Origin of the sequence: Nonomuraea candida, assembly GCF_000725485.1 — a bacterium.
Taxonomy (GTDB): Bacteria; Actinomycetota; Actinomycetes; order Streptosporangiales; family Streptosporangiaceae; genus Nonomuraea; species Nonomuraea candida.
In genome coordinates, this window is sequence record NZ_JOAG01000011.1 from 113,867 (window position 1) to 132,503 (window position 18,637).

The 18,637-nt window shown below is 73.3% G+C and carries 18 protein-coding genes; 14 read left to right on the forward strand and 4 right to left on the reverse strand.

Features of this window, described 5'->3' with window-relative positions:
* Positions 1-38: 38 nt before the first annotated feature.
* Positions 39-1,022 carry an acetylxylan esterase gene (locus IO39_RS11555; RefSeq protein ID WP_043620126.1) on the reverse strand — a complete coding sequence of 328 codons (984 nt, stop codon included), beginning with the start codon at positions 1,020-1,022 and terminating at the stop codon, positions 39-41.
* Positions 1,023-1,137: 115 nt separating this feature from the next.
* Here IO39_RS11555 and IO39_RS11560 point away from each other — a divergent pair, with 115 nt between their 5' ends.
* From IO39_RS11560 to IO39_RS11580, 5 genes are all read left to right on the forward strand, one after another.
* Positions 1,138-1,413, forward strand: a complete 276-nt coding sequence (locus IO39_RS11560; protein ID WP_052422760.1) for a hypothetical protein — start codon at positions 1,138-1,140, stop codon at positions 1,411-1,413.
* A gap of 173 nt (positions 1,414-1,586) precedes the next feature.
* Positions 1,587-2,879 carry an alpha/beta fold hydrolase gene (locus tag IO39_RS50495; RefSeq protein WP_157548201.1) on the forward strand — a complete coding sequence of 431 codons (1,293 nt, stop codon included), beginning with the start codon at positions 1,587-1,589 and terminating at the stop codon, positions 2,877-2,879.
* 189 nt (positions 2,880-3,068) lie between these two features.
* Complete coding sequence (locus IO39_RS11570; protein ID WP_052422762.1) at positions 3,069-3,611, forward strand: DUF4142 domain-containing protein; 543 nt, start codon at positions 3,069-3,071, stop codon at positions 3,609-3,611.
* 60 nt (positions 3,612-3,671) lie between these two features.
* Positions 3,672-4,385 carry a hypothetical protein gene (locus IO39_RS50500; protein ID WP_052422763.1) on the forward strand — a complete coding sequence of 238 codons (714 nt, stop codon included), beginning with the start codon at positions 3,672-3,674 and terminating at the stop codon, positions 4,383-4,385.
* Between the two features lie 117 nt (positions 4,386-4,502).
* Positions 4,503-5,465: a DUF2382 domain-containing protein gene (locus IO39_RS11580; RefSeq protein WP_063765255.1), complete on the forward strand. Its 963-nt coding sequence runs from the start codon at positions 4,503-4,505 to the stop codon at positions 5,463-5,465.
* Between the two features lie 131 nt (positions 5,466-5,596).
* On the opposite strand, the gene IO39_RS11585 is transcribed toward IO39_RS11580, so the two are convergent.
* Complete coding sequence (locus tag IO39_RS11585; RefSeq protein WP_043620128.1) at positions 5,597-7,297, reverse strand: exo-alpha-sialidase; 1,701 nt, start codon at positions 7,295-7,297, stop codon at positions 5,597-5,599.
* Positions 7,298-7,551: 254 nt separating this feature from the next.
* Here IO39_RS11585 and IO39_RS11590 point away from each other — a divergent pair, with 254 nt between their 5' ends.
* The 6 genes from IO39_RS11590 to IO39_RS11615 all read left to right on the forward strand — a co-directional run bounded on the left by IO39_RS11590 (position 7,552) and on the right by IO39_RS11615 (position 14,671).
* Entirely contained in the window at positions 7,552-8,589 is a 1,038-nt protein-coding gene (locus IO39_RS11590; protein ID WP_157548205.1) for a hypothetical protein, read from the forward strand.
* 69 nt (positions 8,590-8,658) lie between these two features.
* Positions 8,659-8,961, forward strand: a complete 303-nt coding sequence (locus IO39_RS11595; protein WP_043620132.1) for a hypothetical protein — start codon at positions 8,659-8,661, stop codon at positions 8,959-8,961.
* A 71-nt stretch (positions 8,962-9,032) separates the two neighbouring features.
* Positions 9,033-10,433, forward strand: a complete 1,401-nt coding sequence (locus IO39_RS50505) for an FAD-binding oxidoreductase (RefSeq protein WP_084772702.1) — start codon at positions 9,033-9,035, stop codon at positions 10,431-10,433.
* 194 nt (positions 10,434-10,627) lie between these two features.
* Positions 10,628-12,202, forward strand: coding sequence for an MFS transporter (locus IO39_RS11605; protein WP_169789053.1), 1,575 nt, complete (start codon positions 10,628-10,630; stop codon positions 12,200-12,202).
* 26 nt (positions 12,203-12,228) lie between these two features.
* Entirely contained in the window at positions 12,229-13,392 is a 1,164-nt protein-coding gene (locus tag IO39_RS11610; RefSeq protein WP_043620139.1) for an FAD-dependent monooxygenase, read from the forward strand.
* 241 nt (positions 13,393-13,633) lie between these two features.
* Positions 13,634-14,671 carry a fatty acid desaturase family protein gene (locus tag IO39_RS11615; RefSeq protein WP_211266980.1) on the forward strand — a complete coding sequence of 346 codons (1,038 nt, stop codon included), beginning with the start codon at positions 13,634-13,636 and terminating at the stop codon, positions 14,669-14,671.
* Here the strand turns inward: IO39_RS11615 and IO39_RS11620 are convergent.
* Complete coding sequence (locus tag IO39_RS11620) at positions 14,661-14,951, reverse strand: hypothetical protein (RefSeq protein ID WP_043620145.1); 291 nt, start codon at positions 14,949-14,951, stop codon at positions 14,661-14,663. The two genes, IO39_RS11615 and IO39_RS11620, sit on opposite strands and share 11 nt — an antisense overlap.
* A gap of 73 nt (positions 14,952-15,024) precedes the next feature.
* Between IO39_RS11620 and IO39_RS11625 the strand changes: the two genes are divergently transcribed.
* From IO39_RS11625 to IO39_RS11635, 3 genes are all read left to right on the forward strand, one after another.
* Positions 15,025-15,687, forward strand: coding sequence for a hypothetical protein (locus tag IO39_RS11625; RefSeq protein WP_157548206.1), 663 nt, complete (start codon positions 15,025-15,027; stop codon positions 15,685-15,687).
* A gap of 195 nt (positions 15,688-15,882) precedes the next feature.
* Positions 15,883-16,545: a copper resistance CopC family protein gene (locus IO39_RS11630; RefSeq protein ID WP_052422767.1), complete on the forward strand. Its 663-nt coding sequence runs from the start codon at positions 15,883-15,885 to the stop codon at positions 16,543-16,545.
* Positions 16,535-17,542: a hypothetical protein gene (locus IO39_RS11635; RefSeq protein WP_043620149.1), complete on the forward strand. Its 1,008-nt coding sequence runs from the start codon at positions 16,535-16,537 to the stop codon at positions 17,540-17,542. Before IO39_RS11630 ends, IO39_RS11635 begins: the two co-directional genes overlap by 11 nt.
* Before the next feature lie 46 nt (positions 17,543-17,588).
* Here the strand turns inward: IO39_RS11635 and IO39_RS11640 are convergent, their stop codons facing one another.
* Positions 17,589-18,575 (reverse strand): aldo/keto reductase, encoded by a 987-nt coding sequence (locus IO39_RS11640; RefSeq protein WP_043620152.1) that lies wholly within the window; start codon positions 18,573-18,575, stop codon positions 17,589-17,591.
* Between the last annotated feature and the right edge of the window lie 62 nt (positions 18,576-18,637).

The following is an 18,637-nucleotide window of genomic DNA, read 5'->3' on the forward strand; positions in this document are numbered from 1 at the left end:
TCGTCCCCCGGGCGTCTCCGGCCGGGAACGGCAAGTCCCTAGTCGTCCTCTGACAGCAGCTTGTGCAGGTAGCGGACCTGCTCCTCCGACTGGTAGCCGCCGCCGCCCTCGTGGTTGTTCCAGGGCCACACCGTGATCTCCTTGGGGCCCTGCCAGTGGTTGTAGGCGGCGAACACCGTGGACGGCGGGCAGACGTCGTCCATCAGCGCCACCGAGTACAACGCCGGCACCGTGCCCCGCGCCGCGAAGTTGAGGCCGTCGAAGTAGGCCAGCGTGCGGAAGACCTGCTCGGCGCTGTCGCGCCGGGTGGCGAGGAACCGGACCAGCTCCTGGTACGGGTCCCGCCCCGTGATCTCCACCGCCCGCCGGAAGTGGGACAGGAACGGCACGTCGATCAGCGCCGCCCTGACCCCTGGGTGCAGCGCGGCCGTGGCCTGCGCGATGGCGCCGCCCTGGCTGCCGCCCGAGACCACGATGCGCGCCGCGTCCACCGCCGGGTGCGCGGCGGCCGCGTCCACCGCCCGCACGGCGTCGGTGAACACCCGCCGGTAGTAGTAGTCGGCCGGGTCGAGGATGCCCCGGGTCATCATGCCGGGCGCCTGCGGGCCGGAGCTGCCGTGGGGGTCGCCGGTGGAGCCGGGGCTGCCCACGTTCGCGCCGCCGTGCCCGCGCGTCTCCATGACGAACACCGCGTACCCCGCGACCGGCCACATCAGGTGGTCCTTGGGGAAGCCGCGACCGCCGCTGTAGCCGATGTACTGCATCACGCACGGCAGCGGTCCCTCCGCGCCGGCGGGGAGCAGGAACCAGCCGTTGATGCGGTGACCGCCCCAGCCGGCGAACGACGCGTCGTACACCTCGACGCCCTTGAGGGGCAGGTCGTAGGGGACGTACTCGGCGGCCAGGTCGAACTCGCGCGCCTCGGCCAGGGTCGTGGACCAGAAGGCGTCGAAGTCGGCGGGCTCGTCGCGCTCGGGCAGGTAGCTGCGCAGTTGCTCCAGCGGGAGGTCGAACAGTGGCACAGTGGCACTCCAGCTTGTAGAAAAGGTTGTTGTCATTTTCACCCCAGGGCGCCGGAAAGCGCTATCCCACGTGCTGATTCTGCTGAAAGCGGGATATCTGGGTAGACGCTGACCCGTGACGGTGCATGTTATCGAGGTCCCCTACTCCCACCTCTATCCCGGTCTGATCCTCGACGCCCCGGCGGGCGCCGACGACTTCCTCGTGCAGTTCGGCGACGAGTCCGAGTCGCGGGCGCAGCTGCTCCGTGACGACACCGGCCGCCCGGTGCTCAGGCTGGGCGGCTACATGACGGCCAGGGGCACGGTCATCGACGAGCGCATCTGGACGGTACGCGAGTCCGTCCGGCACGGCGACCGCCTCCGCCTCCGCCTCGGCCGTGCCCTCCCCTGACCCGTGCCCTCCCCTGACCCGTGCCCTCCCCTGACCCTTGCCGGCCCCGCGTTCTTGGCCGGGCCCGGCTGCCGCCCGGCCCCGCCTGACGTCATGACAGGGCCGCCGGCTTGGGCGGACCGGGTTGCCGACTTTCCTGAAGCGGGTCGGAGGTGTGGGCTACCGTCCCTTTTGTGGCTTCTTTCGCCGGTGTGGCCGGGCGGGCGCTGACGGGTGTCGCGGTGCTGGCGCTGTCGCCGGTCGCGGGCCTGGCCGCGCTGGCCGGGACGGCGATGGTGGCCGGGGAGCCGGTGGCGTTCGCGGTGGCGGGGCTGGCGGTGTTCGCCTGGGTGTTCCTTCTCGGGCTGCTGCTCTGCGTGCCCAGGCCGCGCCCGGCGTGGGGGCGCCGGTTACGGGCGGGGGCCGTGCTGGCGGTGGAGGGCATGGTCGTCTGGCAGGTCTCCTCGGCCACCCTGACCTCCACGCCGGGCTCCACGACCCAGGGCCCCGGGCCGGGCTCCGCGCAAGGGCCGGGGGCGGGCGTGCCCGCCGAGGTGGCCGGGCAGCGGGAGTGGCGGCTGCCGACGGGGTCGCGGCTGGCGTACGTGCGGGTCGCGCCGAAGCGGGTCACCCGGCCGGAGCCGGTGGTGTTCCTGCACGGTGGCCCCGGCGTCGGCGACCTGGCGGGGGACGCGGCCTTCTTCGGCCGCCTGGCGGCCGCGGGCTTCCAGGTCTACGTCTACGACCAGCTCGGCGCCGGCCGCTCGGCCCGGCTGGCCGACCCCGCCGGGTACGGCCTGGACCGGGACGTGGCCGACCTGGAGGCCATCCGCCGGGCCGTACGCGCCGAACGGCTGAACCTCGTCGCCAGGGACCACGGGGCCCGGCTCGCGGCCGCGTACCTGGCGGACCATCCGGACCGGGTGTCCAGGGCGGTCCTGCTGTCCCCGGCGGGCCTGGCCCCGGGGCGCGCGGCGGACCGGTCCGTGGCCGCCGCGTTCCCGCTCGGGCCCGGGAGGTGGCCCGACCCCCGTACGCTGGCCGTCTCCACCCTGCTCCAGGTGGATCCGCGGGCCGCGCACGCCTTCGCCGGTGACCGGGGGCTGGACGCGCATCTGACGCTCACGCTGCGCCGCCGCCCGGCGGATCCGTGCCTCGAACGCCCCGGGCAGGCGGGCACGCCCGGACACGGGGGATATGTCGCCCTGGCCGGGCGGCCGGTGCCCGGGTCGTTGCGGTCCGACCTGGCGCGGGTGACGGCGCCGGTGCTGATCGTCAAGGGCGCCTGTGACACGCAGAGCTGGTCGGCGGCCGGCGAATACCGGCGCGCGCTGCCCGAGGCCCGCCTCGCCTACGTCGGGGACGGCGCCACCGCCTCCGGCCACGGCAACGCCCATCTCGGCGTGCTGCGCGCGTTCCTCACGGACGGTGACGTGCCCGCCTACGAGGGCGACGGCCCGCCTCCCGGCTACCGCGGCCCCGCCTGAGGAGGACGCGCCCCCGCCCGAGCACCACGGGCCCGCGTCAGGAGCGCGGCCCCTCCTGAGCACCACGGGCCCGCGTGTGGAGCGCGGCCGCCTGAGGACGCGCCCGGGTGTCCCGAATGCGGGGGTGGCGCCCGACCGGCGGTTACTGTCTGTAGCGGAGACACGTATCACCATGTCAGAGGAAACCTCATGCGCACTCGTCTGTCCCTGTCGCTGACAGTCGTGGCCCTGGCGGCCCTTCCCGGCTGTGCCGGTGACGTGGCGCCGCAGGAGGCGGCGGTGGCCGTACAGACGGACACGCAGCCGTCCGAGCAGGACAAGGCCTGGATGCGGACCATCCACCAGGGCAACCTGGCCGAGGTGCAGGCCGGGCGGCTCGCGCAGGGCAAGGGCACCACGAAGCGGATCAAGTCCATCGGCGAGATGCTCGTCAAGGACCACACCCGGCTGGACGTCAAGGTCACCCAGGCGGCCACGCAGCTCGGCGTGGAGCTCCCCACGTCCCCGTCCGCCCACCAGCGGGCCGAGGTGGCCCGGCTGCGCAGCTCCACGGGCCAGGACTTCGACCAGGACTTCCTGTCGGGCATGGTGAAAGCGCACACGGAGGCGCTGGCCGCCACCAAGGTAGAGGTCTCCCACGGCTCGTCACAGACGGTGAAGGCGCTGGCCAAGACCGCGCAACAGTCCCTCCAGGAACACCTGGGCGTCCTCCGCCAGGCCCAGGGCGGCTGACGGCGTGCCGCTGGGGCCGGCGCGCTGAAGAGCGCGGGTGGCGGGAGGGGTGACGGGCGGATGATGCGGTCACGGGGGCTGCTCGTGCGGGGCACGATCACCGTCGAGTCGCCGCTGCTGGGCGAGCACGGCGAGCACGAGGTGCCGCTGCGCCTGTCCAAGGGGCTGCCCCTGCCGGGCCGGCTGCCGGACGTGCCCGCGCTGCCCGGCCGGCTGCCCGGCGTGCTCGGCCTGGCCGTGCGCCTGCCCAGCGGCGTGGACCTGCTCCTCGCGTCCGGGCACGGCGCGTTCCCGGTGCCCAGGCGCGCCTTCACCTCGGGCCCGTACTCCAGCCTGGCCTGCTACCAGTGCGGCCGCCGCAGGCACCGGATCGTGGCCAGGCCCGAGGGCGAGCGGGTGCCGGCCGACCCGGCGCTCCTGCCGGCCGCCCTGGCACGCGGCCCGCTGCTGTTCCACCTGTGGGCGGGCGTCCACTACCTGGCCCGGCTGCGCGCCCACACCCCGCTGCCCGGCCGTGACCTGGTCTTCGACCCCTTCCGCAACAGCGATCCCGCCCTGCATCCCGCCTCGTGGAGCCTGTGGCGGTTGTGGCACGCCACCCGCACGGGGAACGGCGCGGCGAACGGGTACGCGGAGGCCGGCTCGGCGCACGGCCCGGCGCCCAGCCAGCCGCCCAGTCAGCCGCCCAGTCAGCCGCACGGCCCGGTGCGCGAGGCTCGGGACAATCCGTCGGAGGGGGCGGGAAGCTGGCGAGATCGGGAAGGCGGGCCCTGAGCCGTTCCACGAATTAGCACCAATCGTGCCCTTCTCTTGCGTGGCGTTATAGCGATTTGGGGTATTTGTCCCATTTGAACCATCGACGAGAACACACATGGGGGGATCGTCGTGGCCATGCAAACAGAGATCCGTAACCTGCTCGACTGTCACGTCGTCGGGTCGGACGGGCAATCGATCGGAAAGGTGGGACAGGTCTACCTCAACGACGGTACGGGGGAGCCGGAGTGGGTCACCGTACGCACGGGGTTCTTCGGGATGAAGCAGACCTTCGTGCCTCTGGCCAACGCCCGCCGCACGGGCGAGGAGATCCACGTCCCGTTCGACAAGGAGATGATCAAGGGGGCGCCCAACATCGACGTGGACGGCCGTCTGTCGCTGAACGAGGAGGCCGACCTCTACCGCTACTACGGCATGCAGCCGACCGACATCCCGCGCCAGCGCGGCGAGACCCGCACGCGCGGGCCGGTGACCGGCGAGGACCGGACGGCCGGCCTGGCCGGCGAGACGACCGGCGGCGTGACCGGCGAGACGGCCGGTGGAATGACCGGTCAGACGCGCCCCACCCCGGCCGCCGGCGGACCGCGCGGCCTGGGCGGTGAGATGCGGGGCCGGCTCGCCGAAGACGGCGACATCGACATGACCAGGTCGGAAGAGCAACTGCACATCGGAAAGGAGAGCAGGGAGACCGGCCGCGTACGCCTGCACAAGTACGTCGAGACCGAGAACGTCACGGAGAGGGTCCCGCTGTCGCACGAGGAGGTCGTGATCGAGCGGCAGCCCATCCGTGAGGGTGAGGCCACCGGGACGTACGAGATAGGCGAGGACGATCGGGAGATCATCCTGCACGAGGAGCGGGCCGTCGTCGGCAAGGAGACCAGGCCCGTCGAGCGCATCCACGTGAGCAAGCAGGACGTCAGCCACGAGGAGACCGTCGAGGGGCAGATCCGCAAGGAGCGGCTGGAGATCGACGAGGAGGGAGTGCGCAAGGGCGAGACCGGCACCGCCGGCGAGCGCGAGAGCGGCCCGGCCGGTGATCGCGACTACGAGCCCTACGGCTACCGGAAGAACCGCCCGTAAGGCTCACTCTCGGAACGGGAAAGGCGTCGAGCGGGGCGCCCGCGCGGGCCCCCGCGGGCGCCTGTCCTTTTCCCTGGCTGACCATTGTCGATAACCGCGAGAAAACTTTATGGTCCGGCCCGGCGGGCATTTCAGGAATAGAGCTCGACCTCGTTCAGCATGCTGCACGCCCGGCCTATTTCCGGATCGCAGCCGGCGCCGGGCGGAATGACGATCTTGACGTGCCTGGCGGTGCGGCCGAGGTCGTCGTAGCGCAGGGCGTGGTCGGTCCTGCGCTTGATCGTCACGACCGGCTCGCCCCACGAGCGGCCGTCCATGGACAGGTAGACCCGGGCGCTCGCCGGATGCCCCGGGCGCAGGCTGAGGCCGATCCGGCTCAGCCGGTGGGCGCGGCCCAGGTGCAGCACGTAGCGCCCCCGGCCGGCGCCGACCGCGCTCGACCAGTAGCCGGTGCTGCCGTCCAGGGCCCCGCCGGGGCGCGTGCGCGGCCGGGCGCGGCTCGTCCACCGCATCGTGGTGGAGATCCGCAGCGTGCCGCGGTTGCGCATCCTGGCCAGGTCGAGCCGGGTGCCGGGGGTGCGGACGTCGAACAGCAGGCGCTTGATCGCGTACCAGCCGCCGTCCTCGAACAGGCCGTGCGCCGGGCACGCCGTCTCGTCGAGCCGCCCGTCCGGCAGCACCCCCGGCAGCTTGCAGCTGTCGAACACCTGGATCAGCCGGTGCGGCCCGACGGCGGCCAGCCCGGTGTAGCCGGACGAGCCGTGCGTGTCCCAGACGCCGTCGCGGTTGTGGTACGTCACCCGGGGCTCCAGCCACTCCTCCCCGAGCCCGTCGGGGGAGGCCGCCAGCCAGTTGTCCGGCCGGCCCGCGCTCAGCACGAGCACGCCGCCGGGCATCAGCAGCAGCCTCGGGGCCACGCCGCGCACCACGCAGTCCTGCCCGGCGAAACGCAGCTCGCGCGGCGGCGACCAGGTGCGCCCGCCGTCGGTGGAGCGGCTCTGGCGCAGCGTCGAGTACGGCCCGCCGTCGCGCCGCATCACCGCCACCAGGCTGCCGTCCGCCGCCTGCGCGATCGCCGCCTCGTTGTAGGCGAACCCGGCCTCCTCCGGCACGGCGATCACCCCGCGCCGCTGGAAGGTGCGGCCGCCGTCGCGGCTGGCGTACACCTCGGACTGGTAGGCGCCCGTCTCGCGGTAACGCGCGTACACCGTGATCAGGATCGTCCCGTCGGCGAGCTGGATCGGCGCGCCGTGCGCGGCGCCGCCCGGCAGCAGGTCGCCCGGCGTGGTCAGGGTGGCCTCCGAGCGCACCCAGCTCTCGCCGTCCTGCAGCGCCGAGGAGGTCAGCACGCCCAGCCGCGCCGTGTGCGGGCCGCTCCTGCGCGGATAGTACTCGGTGGCGAAGAAGCGGCCGTCGAGCAGCTCGACCGGCGACTCGCGCAGCGGCGTGGCCTCGGACGGGCCGAACGTGCGCCCGTCGTCGTCGGAGACCGCCGCGGAGCTGGTGAGCGTGACGACCTTGTCCACGTTGGTGGTGAAGGTGGCGATCACCTTGCGGGCGGGAGCGCCGCGCGGGCCGGTCACGTCGAGGGCCGAGACGTTGGGGAAGCCGGCGAAGTCGAGCCGCTGCGCGGCCGTCGGCTCCCGCCCGCCGGGCGGCGGATTGGGATGAATCCAGTCTAGTGAGGAAGCAGTATCGATCAGGTAAGCCCCGGACTCGGGGGAGTGATCCGGTAGCGCGCAGTAACCGCCTCCTGCCTGCGGCTGGCCGGCGTACGCGGGCAGCCCCACGGCCACGGACAGGGCCGCGACCACGGTCTTGGGCACCGGCACGGGCTCACTCCTCGCCTGTCGTTCACCATCCGCCGCACGTACGGACTCTAGATCATCCGCCTCCCGTAACCCGGGATTCACCTGCGGGAATTCGCGGTGTCACCCGCCGCCCGCCCGGGTCCGCCGAAGAGTCAAGCGTTAGACGTTAAGTGACAGTTGACAGGAAAGCCGCGTCTTACGACGATCGGGACGGCACTATTAAGTGTCAATTTACGAAGGTCGAGTCAGACCGCACGGGTCAGGAGGTGGCCCCGATGAGCATCGAGCCGCGGGCGAGAGTGGCCCCAGAGCGCGTGCTGCCAGGCCCGGTGCCCATGGCGCCGGAGACCGCCGCGCAACAACGCGTCGTACGACGCATCTGCACCAGGGTCGCGCCCGAAGGCATGGACATCGGCGTGGCCGAGCTGCCCCCGGGCGGTCTGCAGGTGTGGATCGACACCCCGGTGCCGGTGGGCCCGCAGGAGTCATGGGTCCTGCACCACCGCATGGCCCGCGAGGTCGCGCTGGTCGGCTGGCACTGCGAGGCCGACGCCGACCGCCTGCTGGTGCTGGGCTGGAGCGCGGCGTGCCTGCACAACCGGGTGCGCCTGCTGCAGAGCGGGCTGCGCCGGCTCACCGACTTCGAACCGACCGCGCAGCGGGCCGTGCAGCTCGACGGCCACGGCCCGGACGACGACCGGCCCGCCGCGCTGCTCGTGTCCGGCGTGTGCGCCGCGATCGAGCGGCGGCTGCGCTGGCCCCGGCGGCTGGCCGAGCTCGACGGGTTCGAGCGCGGCTCGGCCCTGCCGCACCTGCAACTGCTCCTCGCCCAGGTCACCGGCCTGGAGGCGAAGGTCGCAGCCGCCTGCCAGGAGCACCTCGTCATGGCGCGGGTGCTGGCGCGGGCCGTCTGCGAGCACTACGCGCGGCACGCGGACCTCGCCCGCGCGCAGCGGGAGGTGCTGGCGGAGACCCGCCGCTGGGTGCACGCCAGCTCCATGATCCGCGGCTCGGCCGGCGCCCGGCTGGGCTCCGCCGGCGCCGGCCGTCCCCACATGGGCCTGGCCGAACGCCGCATCGCCGCGAGCGTCATCAACCACGGCGTCACCAACCACGTCACCAATCACGGCGTCACCAACCACGGCGTCACCAATCACGGCGTCAACCAGGGCATCAAGCACGGCGTGCCGCGGGCCACCCCCGCGGCCGTCGCTCCACGAGCCGGGCACGACGACCCCGTCGCCCCACGGGTCACGCCCGCCCGCTCCGCCGCTCCACGGATCGCCCACGATTCCGAGGAGGGCGCGCGCTGACCTCGATCCGCTCAACGGCGAGCGGTCGCCCGGAAAACCCCACCCGAGTCCGGTAGGAGAGCTCCCGTCATGCGAACCCCCCCGCACCTTCCCGCCCGCCCCAGGCGCGAGCACGGCGACCACGTCCGGCGTCACCCCTACGGCCTGCACGATCTGCCCGCGCGCGGCCTGCACGACGTCCCCGCGCAGACCGGTCCGCGCGGCCTGCACGACCTGCCCGCGCAGGCCGTGCCGCGCAGCACGCTCGACTTCGCCGACCCCGCCCCGCCCCCCGGCGCCGACCTCTACGTCGAGCAGCGCCTGCTCGACATCAGGGAGATGTCCAACCAGGCCATCGGCTCGATCGACGACCTGCTCCAGCACACCGCCTGACGGGGTGCCCCCACGGCCCGGGACCCCGGAGCCGGAAGCGAATCTCACCTTTGAGCACTTTGAGGAGAGCCATGCAGGGACCATCGCGACTGGAGCTGCGGTCGCGCGACGTGGGGGGCCACCGTACGCGGGCCGTGGCGGGCGTCGAGACGCCGCGCAGCCTCGACGAGGTGCGCGCGCTCGTACGCCAGGCCACGGCGGACGGGCACCGCCTCTACCCCGTCAGCACCGGCAGGAACTGGGGCATGGGCTCGGCCGTCCCGGTCACCGACGACAACGTGGTCGTCGACCTCGGCGGCATGAACCGGGTGCGCAGCCTCGACCTGGACGCCGGCTACGCCGTCATCGAGCCGGGAGTCACCCAGCGCCAGCTCGCCGCACTGCTGCGCGACACGCCGTGGATGCTCAACGTCACCGCCTCCTGCGCCGACACCTCGGTCGTCGGCAACGGGCTGGACCGGGGTGACGGCTGCGTCCGCTCGCGCGTGCACGACGTGGCCGGGCTGGAGGCCGTGCTGGCCGACGGCAGCGTGGTCACCACCGGCGGGCTGGACCCGGCCGGGCGCTATCACGGCAGGGTGGCCGGGCCCGACCTGACGTCCGCGTTCGTCCAGCACAACCTGGGCATCGTCACCGCCATGGCCGTGTCGCTGGTGCCGCGCCCGCAGACCATCGGGCTCGTGCACGGCCGCATCCCGCGCGACCAGGCCGGCACGGCGATCGGCGCGATGACCGGCTTCCTGCGCCGGGGCAACCCGGCCGCCGGGCTGATGCGCGTCCGCGAGCTGACCATGATCCCCGCCGCCGGCGAGTGGACGCTGCCCGCCGGCGTCGACCCCGGCCTGTTCACCATCCTGGGCCCGCTCATGGGCAGCGACGCCACTGTGGAGCTGGCCGAGGAGCTGCTGCGCAAGGCGCTGATCGAGGTCGAGGGCGCCGAGGCCGTACGCGTCGTGGACGCCGCCGAGGTGGCCCCCGGCGACCCGCTCTACGCCAGGGCGCTCATGGCGCAGGGCATCCCCACCTGCCGGGGCGTGCACAACGCGCTCGGCGTGACCTCCTGCGACCAGATCGACGACGGCCCGATGGGCTTCCTGGCGCTGCTGCCGCTGCTGCCCATGCACGCGCGCAGGACCGAGCACATCCTGGCCGCCATGCAGACGGCCGTGGACCGCCACGCCACCGCCCTCATGATCGAGTGGAACCTCGTCAGCACGCACCTCGCCAACGGCGTCATCCAGATCTTCTTCGACCGCGCCGCCCCCGACGCGCCCCACCGCGCGCACCAGCTCCGCAACGACGGTAGCTGCCTGCTGCGCGGGAACGGCTGCGCCATCTACCGCTCCGACATCGACCACGCCGCCGCCGACGTCTGGTCCGAGACCAGCACCGCCGGCCTCGGCATGCTGCACCGCCTCAAGACCGCGCTCGACCCGGACGGCCTCATCTCACCCGGCCGGTACGGCGCCTGACCACGGCGCGACCGAAGGACCGAACACCTGAACCACGCACCACCTGAACCACGCACCACCTGAACCACGCACCACCTGAACCACGCACCACCTGAACCACGCAACACCAGAACCACAACGTCCCGGCTCCGCCGCCCGCACTGCCGGAGTGTGCCGCCGGCGGAGAAGAACCGACGCTTTTCATGGGAGGACACGTGCGTTCGTCACCAGCGGCCGTCAGCGCGACCGGCGCGGGCCGGCGTCACGGAGTGATGCTGCGCCTGGTCGGTGCGGGTGTCATGTTGACGGTGATGGCCGACACCACGGCTACCACCCTGGCAGTGGGAGTGCTGCGGTACACACCCGCCGGTGCGGGCATGCCGCTGGGTGACCTCGTCTGGCTGACCAGCGCGGCGTTCATCCCGATCGCGGCCCTGCTGGCGACGGCCGGCCGCTGGGCCGACCTGTTCGGCCGCCGGCGCGTGCTGGCGGTCGGGCTGGTGGTGTTCGTGCTGGGCGGCATCGCCACCGTCACCGTCGACTCCTGGTCGTACGTGCTGGCCGCGCGTGCCGTCCAGGGCGCCGGCGCGGCGGCGATGATCCCGGCCAGCCTCGGGCTGCTGCTCGGGGAGCTGCCGGAGTCGCAGCGCCGCGGCGCGATCGCGCTGTGGAGCTCGGCCTCCGGCCTCGGCTGCCTGCTCATGCAGGCCGGCGGCGGCTGGCTGGCCGCCACCGTCGGCTGGCGGGCGCTGTTCGTCCCCGACGTCGTCATCGGCGTCGCCCTGCTGGTCGCGTGCGCCGCGCTCCCCGCGGGCCGGCGCGGCACCGCCAGGGGCGTGCCGGACGTGCTCGGCGCCTGGCTGCTGGCCGCCGGGATCGCCGTGGTGGTCCTGGCCATCTCCAAGGCCATGGCCTGGGGCATGGACGTGGTCTGGCTCGCGCTGGCCGCGCTGGCCCTGATCGGCGGCGCGCTCGCCCAGGCCAGGCACCACCGCCTGCCGGCGATCGACCTGGCCCTGTGGAAGCGGCCCCGGTTCGTCTGGGGCTGGCTGGCCACCTGGGGGTTCGGCGCGCTGTCGTACGGGCTGCTGACCGTGCAGCCGCTGTACCTGCTGCACCTCGGCTACCCCATGCTCGAAGTGGCCATGTGGCTCACCCCCACCTCGGTCGCCGTCGTCGTGACGAGCTTCCTGGCCGGCCGCGCCGTCAAGCGGGTCGGCGCGTACGGCCTCATCTACGCCGGCTCGCTGCTGTGCGGCGGCGCCTGCGTGCTCGCGCTGATGCAGGCGGGTCCCACCGTGTGGGGCCTGGTCGCCAGCGTCGTGGTCGGCATCGGGGTGGGCGCGCTCGCGCCCGGCACCTCCGTCGCCACCACCCTGGCCGCCCGCCCCCACCAGTACGCCTCCGCCGTCGGCGCGGCCACCATGGCCCGCATGGTCGGCGGCGCCGTCGGCGTCGCCGTGGTGTCGGTCGTGATCGACCACCCGTTCATGACCGGCCCCTTCGCCGGCCTGGCGGGCGCGCTGGCGCTGTGCGTGGCCATCTCGGTGCTCATCGGCGCGCTGGCCCTGACCAAGATCACCCGCCTGCGGCCGGATCCGGGCGACGACATGATCAAGGTGCCCCGCCGGCTGCTGCTCGAGCTGCGCATGACCCTCGCCACCGTCGCGGCCGAGGCCGACGCGCTGCTGCCAGTCGAGACCCGCACGCCTCCCACCGACAACCACGTCCCGCGGCCGCGGACGGCCGAACCCGGCCCGCTCGCCGGGATCCGCGGTCACACGAACTAGGTCAACCTTTCGAAAGGGCTCTCGTCATGGCAACCACATCGTGCGACGTCGCCATCGTCGGCGCCGGGCTCGGCGGCTGCTTCCTGGCCTTATTGCTGGGACGCCGCGGCCGGAACGTCGTCGTCATCGAGCAGGGACCGTCGGTCCCGAGCGCCGGCGCGGACTTCCTCAAGCCGCCCGGTCTGCGGGTGCTCGCCCGGCACGGGCTGGCGGACCTCGTCGGACGCCATGGCCTCAGACGTGACGTCATCCGCTACTACCACGACGGTGACCCCATCCAGGAGTGCCGCTTCCCCGACGGCGGCTTCCTCATCCGCCCCTACCGGGAGCTGGTTGAGCTGATCTACACCTCGTGCGCGATGGAGGGCGTCGGCTTCTGGTTCGACGCCAGCATCGCCGACATCGCCATCGGCGCGGGCCCGGCGGGGGAGCGGGTGGAGGAGCTGACGCTGGCCGACGGTCGCCGGTTGCGGGCCGCGGTGGTGATCGGCGCCGACGGCACCAAGTCTGCCGTGCGGGAGGCGCTCGGCATCCCGCAGGAGACGATCCCGTACGAGCGGCTGCTCATGCGGGTGGCGACCGTGCCGCTGAGCGCCAGCGTCGCCCAGCTCAACCGGCTCTACTTCAGCTCCGAGGGCTGGCTCACCTACCTCTATCCGATCAGCAGGGACCAGGCCCGCGTCTTCGTCGGCCTGCCGCCGGAGGACGACAAGGAGATCTTCCAGGACGGCATCCCGGCGCTGCTCGACGAGCTGAAGAAGTTCGTCACCGACAGCTCCGACGCCTTCAACTTCCTGCAGCCCGCCACCTGGCAGCGCATCAAGGTCTCCTCCATGCGGGTGGACGCCTACCACAAGGGCAACGCCGCGCTCCTCGGCTCGGCGGCGTTCGCCTGCCACCCGATGACGGGCATGGGCATGAGCTACACGCTGCACGACGCCGAGATCCTGGCCGACGTCATCTGCGCCGCCGACGGCGACCCCGAGCTGCTCGACCGGCTCCTGCACGCCCGCTACGAGCCCCGCAGGGAGGCCCACCGCCGGCTCATCGACTACGGCGACGCCCTGGCCGCGACCTTCCGCGACCGCACGGCGTACCTGGCGGCCTTCCGTCCCGACCTGCACGTCCACGGCCAGGCCGCCGCGCCCGGGAGCCTGCCCGCCCCGCCGCCCGCCCCGCTGCCCGCCTGAGCCGGCGCCCCCGCCGCCCGCCATTCCCCACCCAGGTGAGAGTCGTCGTCCAGTGCCACGCTGAGTGCGATGGGCCGGTTCCATCCCCGGGTGGCGGGGGAGCCCACGCTGAGCCCCACGCCGTGGCCGGAAGGTAGGGCGTGCACTACCACCAGGACGGGTGACAGCGGGGGTCCGCCCGCACCCCGTCTCTCGCGATGCTGAGGAGCGTTCACCTAATTCCCGGCATCGGAGACGAAACGTGACTGTGACTGAGACCTCCCGCCCGGCCACGCGGGAACGGGGCAGCGACTTCGCGAGACTGTCGCGGCGCATCGCCCAGGCCGGGCTGCTCGACCGGCGGCCCGGCTACTACGCGATCCGGATCAGCCTGGTGGCCGCCCTGTTCGCCGGCACCTGGGCGTTGTTCGCCGCCGTCGGCGACTCCTGGTGGCAGGTCCCCGTCGCGGTGCTGCTGGCGGTGGCGTTCGCGCAGGTCACGCTGCTGGCCCACGACCTGGCCCACGGGCAGATCTCCCGGTCCAGGAAGAAGAGCAGGATCGCCGGGCTGCTCGTCGGCAACCTGGCCGTCGGGCTCAGCTACGGCTGGTGGATGGACAAGCACACCCGCCACCACGCCAACCCCAACCACGAGGACCACGACCCCGACGTCTCGCCCGACGTCCTCATCTGGTCCCAGAAGCAGGCCGAGGCCAGCCGGGGGCTGCCCCGGTTCATCGGGCGGTGGCAGGCGTTCCTGTTCTTCCCCCTGCTCACGCTGGAGGGGCTGAACCTGAAGGTGTCGAGCTTCCGCGCGCTGCGCAGGAAGTCGCTCAAGAGCCGGGGCGTGGAGGGGCTGCTGCTGAGCGCGCACGTGCTGGCGTACCTCGGCGCGGTGCTGCTGGTGCTGCCGCTGCCCAAGGCGCTGCTGTTCCTGGCCGTGCACCAGGCCTGCTACGGCGTCTACCTCGGCTGCACCTTCGCGCCCAATCACAAGGGCATGCCCGTGCTCACCGCCGAGGACGAGCTCGACTTCCTCCGCCGCCAGGTCCTGACCTCCCGGAACGTGCGCGGCGGGCGCCTGGTCAACACCGCACTGGGCGGCCTGAACTTCCAGATCGAGCACCACCTGTTCCCCAGCATGCCGACCGCGAACCTGCGCAAGGCCCAGCCCATCGTGCGTGAGTACTGCGCCTCGCTCGGCGTCGACTACGTCGAGTGCGGGCTGGTGGAGTCGTGGGGCCAGGCGCTGCGCCACCTGCACGAGGCGGGCCGCCCGCTGCGGGCCGTCAGGACGTGACGACCAGCTCCAGCCCGTTGAAGTCCTCCCGGACCTGATGGCCGGCGTCGGCCAGGACCGTCCTCAGCGCGAGCTGGACCGCGGCCCTGATGGTCGCGTGCCTGACGAGGTGGTCGGCGGAGGTGCCCCAGGTGATGACCACCCCGCGCGTGGGGTCGTGCCAGACGCCGAGTCCGCCGTCGGCGGACATCAGCGACGGCTCGACGGTGAAACCCGCGTCCGTCAGCTCCCGGCGGACCGTGCGTTCCAGGTCCTGTCCGGCGCTCGTGACGATGTCCATCAGAGTCCGCTGCCCTCGTACGCGCGCTTCGAACCTCGGGGACCCGGCAATTCCTTGTGGAAAGATGTCGGCTGTGCCCGTAGCCGCGTCCCGCGCCCTGCCGCCGGCCGCGACCGCGCCGTCGCCGGTCGCGCCACCGGCGGCCGCGTCGCGCACGCCACCGGCCGCGACGGCTCCAGGGCCGGCCGTGGCGGCGTCCGCGGTGTTGCGGCTGGCGCGGGCCGTCGTGTTCGCGACGGTCTGCGGCGCCGTGTCGGCGGGCGGGCACGCGCTGGCCGGCGGCGCTCCCGTGCCGTTCGGCGTCTACCTGGCGGGCGTGCTGGCCGCGCTCGGGCTGGCCTACCTGATCGACGGGCGCGAACGCGGCCCCGCGGCGGTGCTGGCCGCCACCGTGAGCACCCAGATGGTGCTGCACCAGATCTTCGACCGGCTCGCCCCCGGCGACCCGGCCGCGCCCGGGCACGCGCATCCCCAGGCCGGCATGGCGCTGATCCACCTCACGGTGGCGGCGCTGACGGCGTGGTGGCTGCACCGGGGCGAGAGCGCGCTGTGGCTGATGATCCGCCTGTACGGCGCGCCGCTCCCGGCCGTCCGGCTGCCGGTCCTCCTCGACGCGGCGGCCGGCGCGAAGCCGCTCACCTGGCGGCCGATGGCCTCCGGCCTGCCGCCCGCCCTCTCCGGCAGGGCCGTCTCCTGCCCGATCACCAGGCGAGGCCCGCCCGCCCGGGCCCTCTGACGGACGCCAACGACACCCGCCACCGCCGCGCCGCCGGCCCGGTGAGGTGTCGCGTCCGTTGCCGGATTCCGCCGACACGCCCGGGCGCGCCACCTGACTGATGTCCGGTTTGTCGGCTTTTGTCCTTGCCTGTCGTCCGGACGTCCCGGCGCCAACGGGCGCGGTCGTCCGGAAGATCATCTCTGGAGACCCATCATGGCATTCCTGCCGCGACACATCCGCAAGGCCGCGCCGGTCGCCCTCGCCTGCGCGCTCGCCCTGGCCCTGCCCGCCGCCCCCGCCTATGCCCACGACAAGCTCAAGAGCAGCTCACCCGCCAAGAACGCCGAGGTCTCCGCGATCGAGGAGATCGAGCTCGAATACACCGCGACCGTCAAGTTCCCGTTCGTCGTCCTGCACGACGCGGCGGGCAAGGAGGTCGCCCTCGGCGAGCCCCGGCTCGACGGGGTCGTGGTGACCACCGACGTGCCGCAGCCGCTGACGCCCGGTTCGTACGTCATCGCCTGGCGTGTCGTTTCCTCTGACGGGCATCCGATTGAGGGCGAAATCCCCTTCAGCGTGAAAGGATCATCTTCCGCGCCGGCTTCGCCCTCACCCACCGGTGAGGGGGCCGCGGCGGTGACCCCGTCCGCGGGGGCGTCCGCCGCGTCGTCCACCGCGTCGTCCTCCGGGCCGACTACTGAGCCGACTACTGTGCCGACTGCCGGGCCGACCGCCGGTGTGGGGGACGTCACGGCGTCGGGGGGCGTTCCCGGCTGGATCTGGGGCGGGCTGGCGGTGCTTGTCGTGCTGGGTGCGGTCATCTGGTTCAGAAGCTCGCGCCGTGGCCCCGATCGGGAGGACGTGAATGCTGATTGAGCAGGCCAGGAAGGTCGCACGGCAGTGGGTTCGCGAAGAGGGGGCGGCGCTGCCGGGCTTCGGCGGCGCGTTCCTGACCGGGTCGGCACTGTGGGCCGGCCCGGGCGACGAGCTGCCGCCGGCCTCTGACGTGGACGTCATGGTGGTCGCGGAGCCGGGTGCCCGCATCGGGCATATCGGGAAATTTCGCTATCAGGGGGTGTTGCTGGAGGTCTCCTCCATGGGGCCGCCCGGCTCGGCGCACGACGTGCTGAGCGACTACCACCTGGCCGGCAGCTTCCACCTGCCGTGCGTGCTGGCCGACCCGTCCGGCCGGCTGACCGAGCTGCAGCGCGTGGTCGCCCGCGACTTCGCCGAACGGCCCTGGATCCTGGCGCGGTGCACCAACGCCATGGACCGGGTGCGGGGCTGGATCAACGGCATGGACGAGTCCGCGCCGCTGCCCGACCAGGTCAACGCCTGGCTGTTCGGCACCGGGGTGACCGCGCACGTGCTGCTCGTGGCCGGGCTGCGCAACCCCACGGTGCGCCGCCGGTACGCCGACGTCCGCGACCTGCTCGCCCGGCACGGCCGGCTCGACTACCACGAGAGCCTGCTCGACCTGCTCGGCTGCGCCGACCTCGGCGCCGACCGGGTGGAACGCCACCTGGCGGCGCTGGAGAAGGCGTACGACGCCGCCGCCTCGTTGCGCACGCCCTCCTACCGGTTCGACTCCGACGTCTCCCCGGTGGCCCGGCCGGCCGCCATCGACGGCACCCGGGAGCTGATCGAGGAGGGGCTGCACAGGGAGGCGGTGTTCTGGCTGGTGGCCACGTACGCGCGGTGCCTGGCCAAGCGGGCGGCGGCCGGGCAGCCCGTGCCCGCCGGGCACGAGGACGGCTTCCTGGAGCTGCTGGCGGACCTGGGCGCGGAGACGTTCGCCGACCGGCGGCGCCGCGGGGACCGCGTCCTCGCGGCGCTCCCGGGCCTGTGGCAGACCGCCACCGGCCTCTGCTGACACCCGGGACACCCGGCGGCCGCGGGCTCCGTCGCGCCTGGCGGGGTCAGCGGCCGTCGAGGCGGGGGATGGCGTCGCCGTAGAGGTCCGGGCTGCGGTCCGCCTCGCCGATGAAGTCGCCGGGGAAGCCCAGCTCGAAGGGCACCGCCGCCTCCAGCCGCCGCATCACCTCCGCCGGCAGCTCCACCTCACCGGCCCCCAGGTTGTCCTTGAGCTGGGCGGCGCTGCTCGTGCCGAGGATCGGGTGCACCCCGCGCCGCAGCGCCCACGCGATGGCGACCTGGGAGGGCGTGACGCCCAGCTCGGCGGCGGCCTCGATCACGGCCCGCTCCCCGGCCCGCTCCCGCTCGCCGAGCGACTCGGGCGACACGCGGGAGGCCGCGGCCCCCGGCTCGGCGTACCGGCCGGACAGCACGCCGCGCGCGAGCACGCCCCACGCGGCCACGCTGATCTCCTGCGCCCGCGCCATCGGCAGCAGCTCCCGCTCGATGTCGCGCCACAGGAGGCTGTAGGGCACCTGGAGGCCGGCGAACGGCGTCCAGCCGCGCCACTCGGCCAGCGTGTTGGCCCGGCTGACCACCCAGGCCGGGCTGTCGGAGACGCCGACGTAGAGCACCTTGCCGGCGCGGACCACGTCGTCCAGCGCCCGCATCGTCTCCTCGATCGGGGTGTGCCGGTCCCAGACGTGCACCCACAGCAGGTCGATGTAGTCGGTGCGCAGCCGCCGCAGGCTCTGCTCCAGCGACAGGACGAGGTTCTTGCGGTGGTTGCCGGCCGCGTTCAGGTCGGTGCGATCGCGGGTGGGGGTGTACTTGGTGGCCAGCACGAAACGGTCGCGGCGCGCCCGGAGCAGCTCGCCGACGACGCTCTCGCTCTCGCCGTACATCGAGGCCGTGTCGATCACGTTGCCCCCGGCCTCGGCGTACAGGTCGAAGATGGTGCGCACCTCGGGCGTCACCTCGCGATAGGTCATCGCGCCGAGGAACAGGTCGGAGACCCGCAGCCCGGTGCGGCCCAGCAGCCGATAACGCATGACCACTCCTCTCAGTCGAATCTGCTCGGACGCCGGCCGGGGACCGGCGCGGTCGCGGATCG

Excerpts from the sequence above, each read along its gene's own strand:
- IO39_RS11570 (WP_052422762.1), top strand. The coding sequence starts at position 3,069 with ATGCGCACTCGTCTGTCCCTGTCGCTGACAGTCGTGGCCCTGGCGGCC.
- IO39_RS50500 (WP_052422763.1), top strand. The coding sequence starts at position 3,672 with ATGATGCGGTCACGGGGGCTGCTCGTGCGGGGCACGATCACCGTCGAG.
- IO39_RS11580 (WP_063765255.1), top strand. The coding sequence starts at position 4,503 with ATGCAAACAGAGATCCGTAACCTGCTCGACTGTCACGTCGTCGGGTCG.
- IO39_RS11590 (WP_157548205.1), top strand. The coding sequence starts at position 7,552 with ATGAGCATCGAGCCGCGGGCGAGAGTGGCCCCAGAGCGCGTGCTGCCA.
- IO39_RS11595 (WP_043620132.1), top strand. The coding sequence starts at position 8,659 with ATGCGAACCCCCCCGCACCTTCCCGCCCGCCCCAGGCGCGAGCACGGC.
- IO39_RS50505 (WP_084772702.1), top strand. The coding sequence starts at position 9,033 with ATGCAGGGACCATCGCGACTGGAGCTGCGGTCGCGCGACGTGGGGGGC.
- IO39_RS11610 (WP_043620139.1), top strand. The coding sequence starts at position 12,229 with ATGGCAACCACATCGTGCGACGTCGCCATCGTCGGCGCCGGGCTCGGC.
- IO39_RS11620 (WP_043620145.1), bottom strand. The coding sequence starts at position 14,951 with ATGGACATCGTCACGAGCGCCGGACAGGACCTGGAACGCACGGTCCGC.
- IO39_RS11630 (WP_052422767.1), top strand. The coding sequence starts at position 15,883 with ATGGCATTCCTGCCGCGACACATCCGCAAGGCCGCGCCGGTCGCCCTC.
- IO39_RS11635 (WP_043620149.1), top strand. The coding sequence starts at position 16,535 with ATGCTGATTGAGCAGGCCAGGAAGGTCGCACGGCAGTGGGTTCGCGAA.
- IO39_RS11640 (WP_043620152.1), bottom strand. The coding sequence starts at position 18,575 with ATGCGTTATCGGCTGCTGGGCCGCACCGGGCTGCGGGTCTCCGACCTG.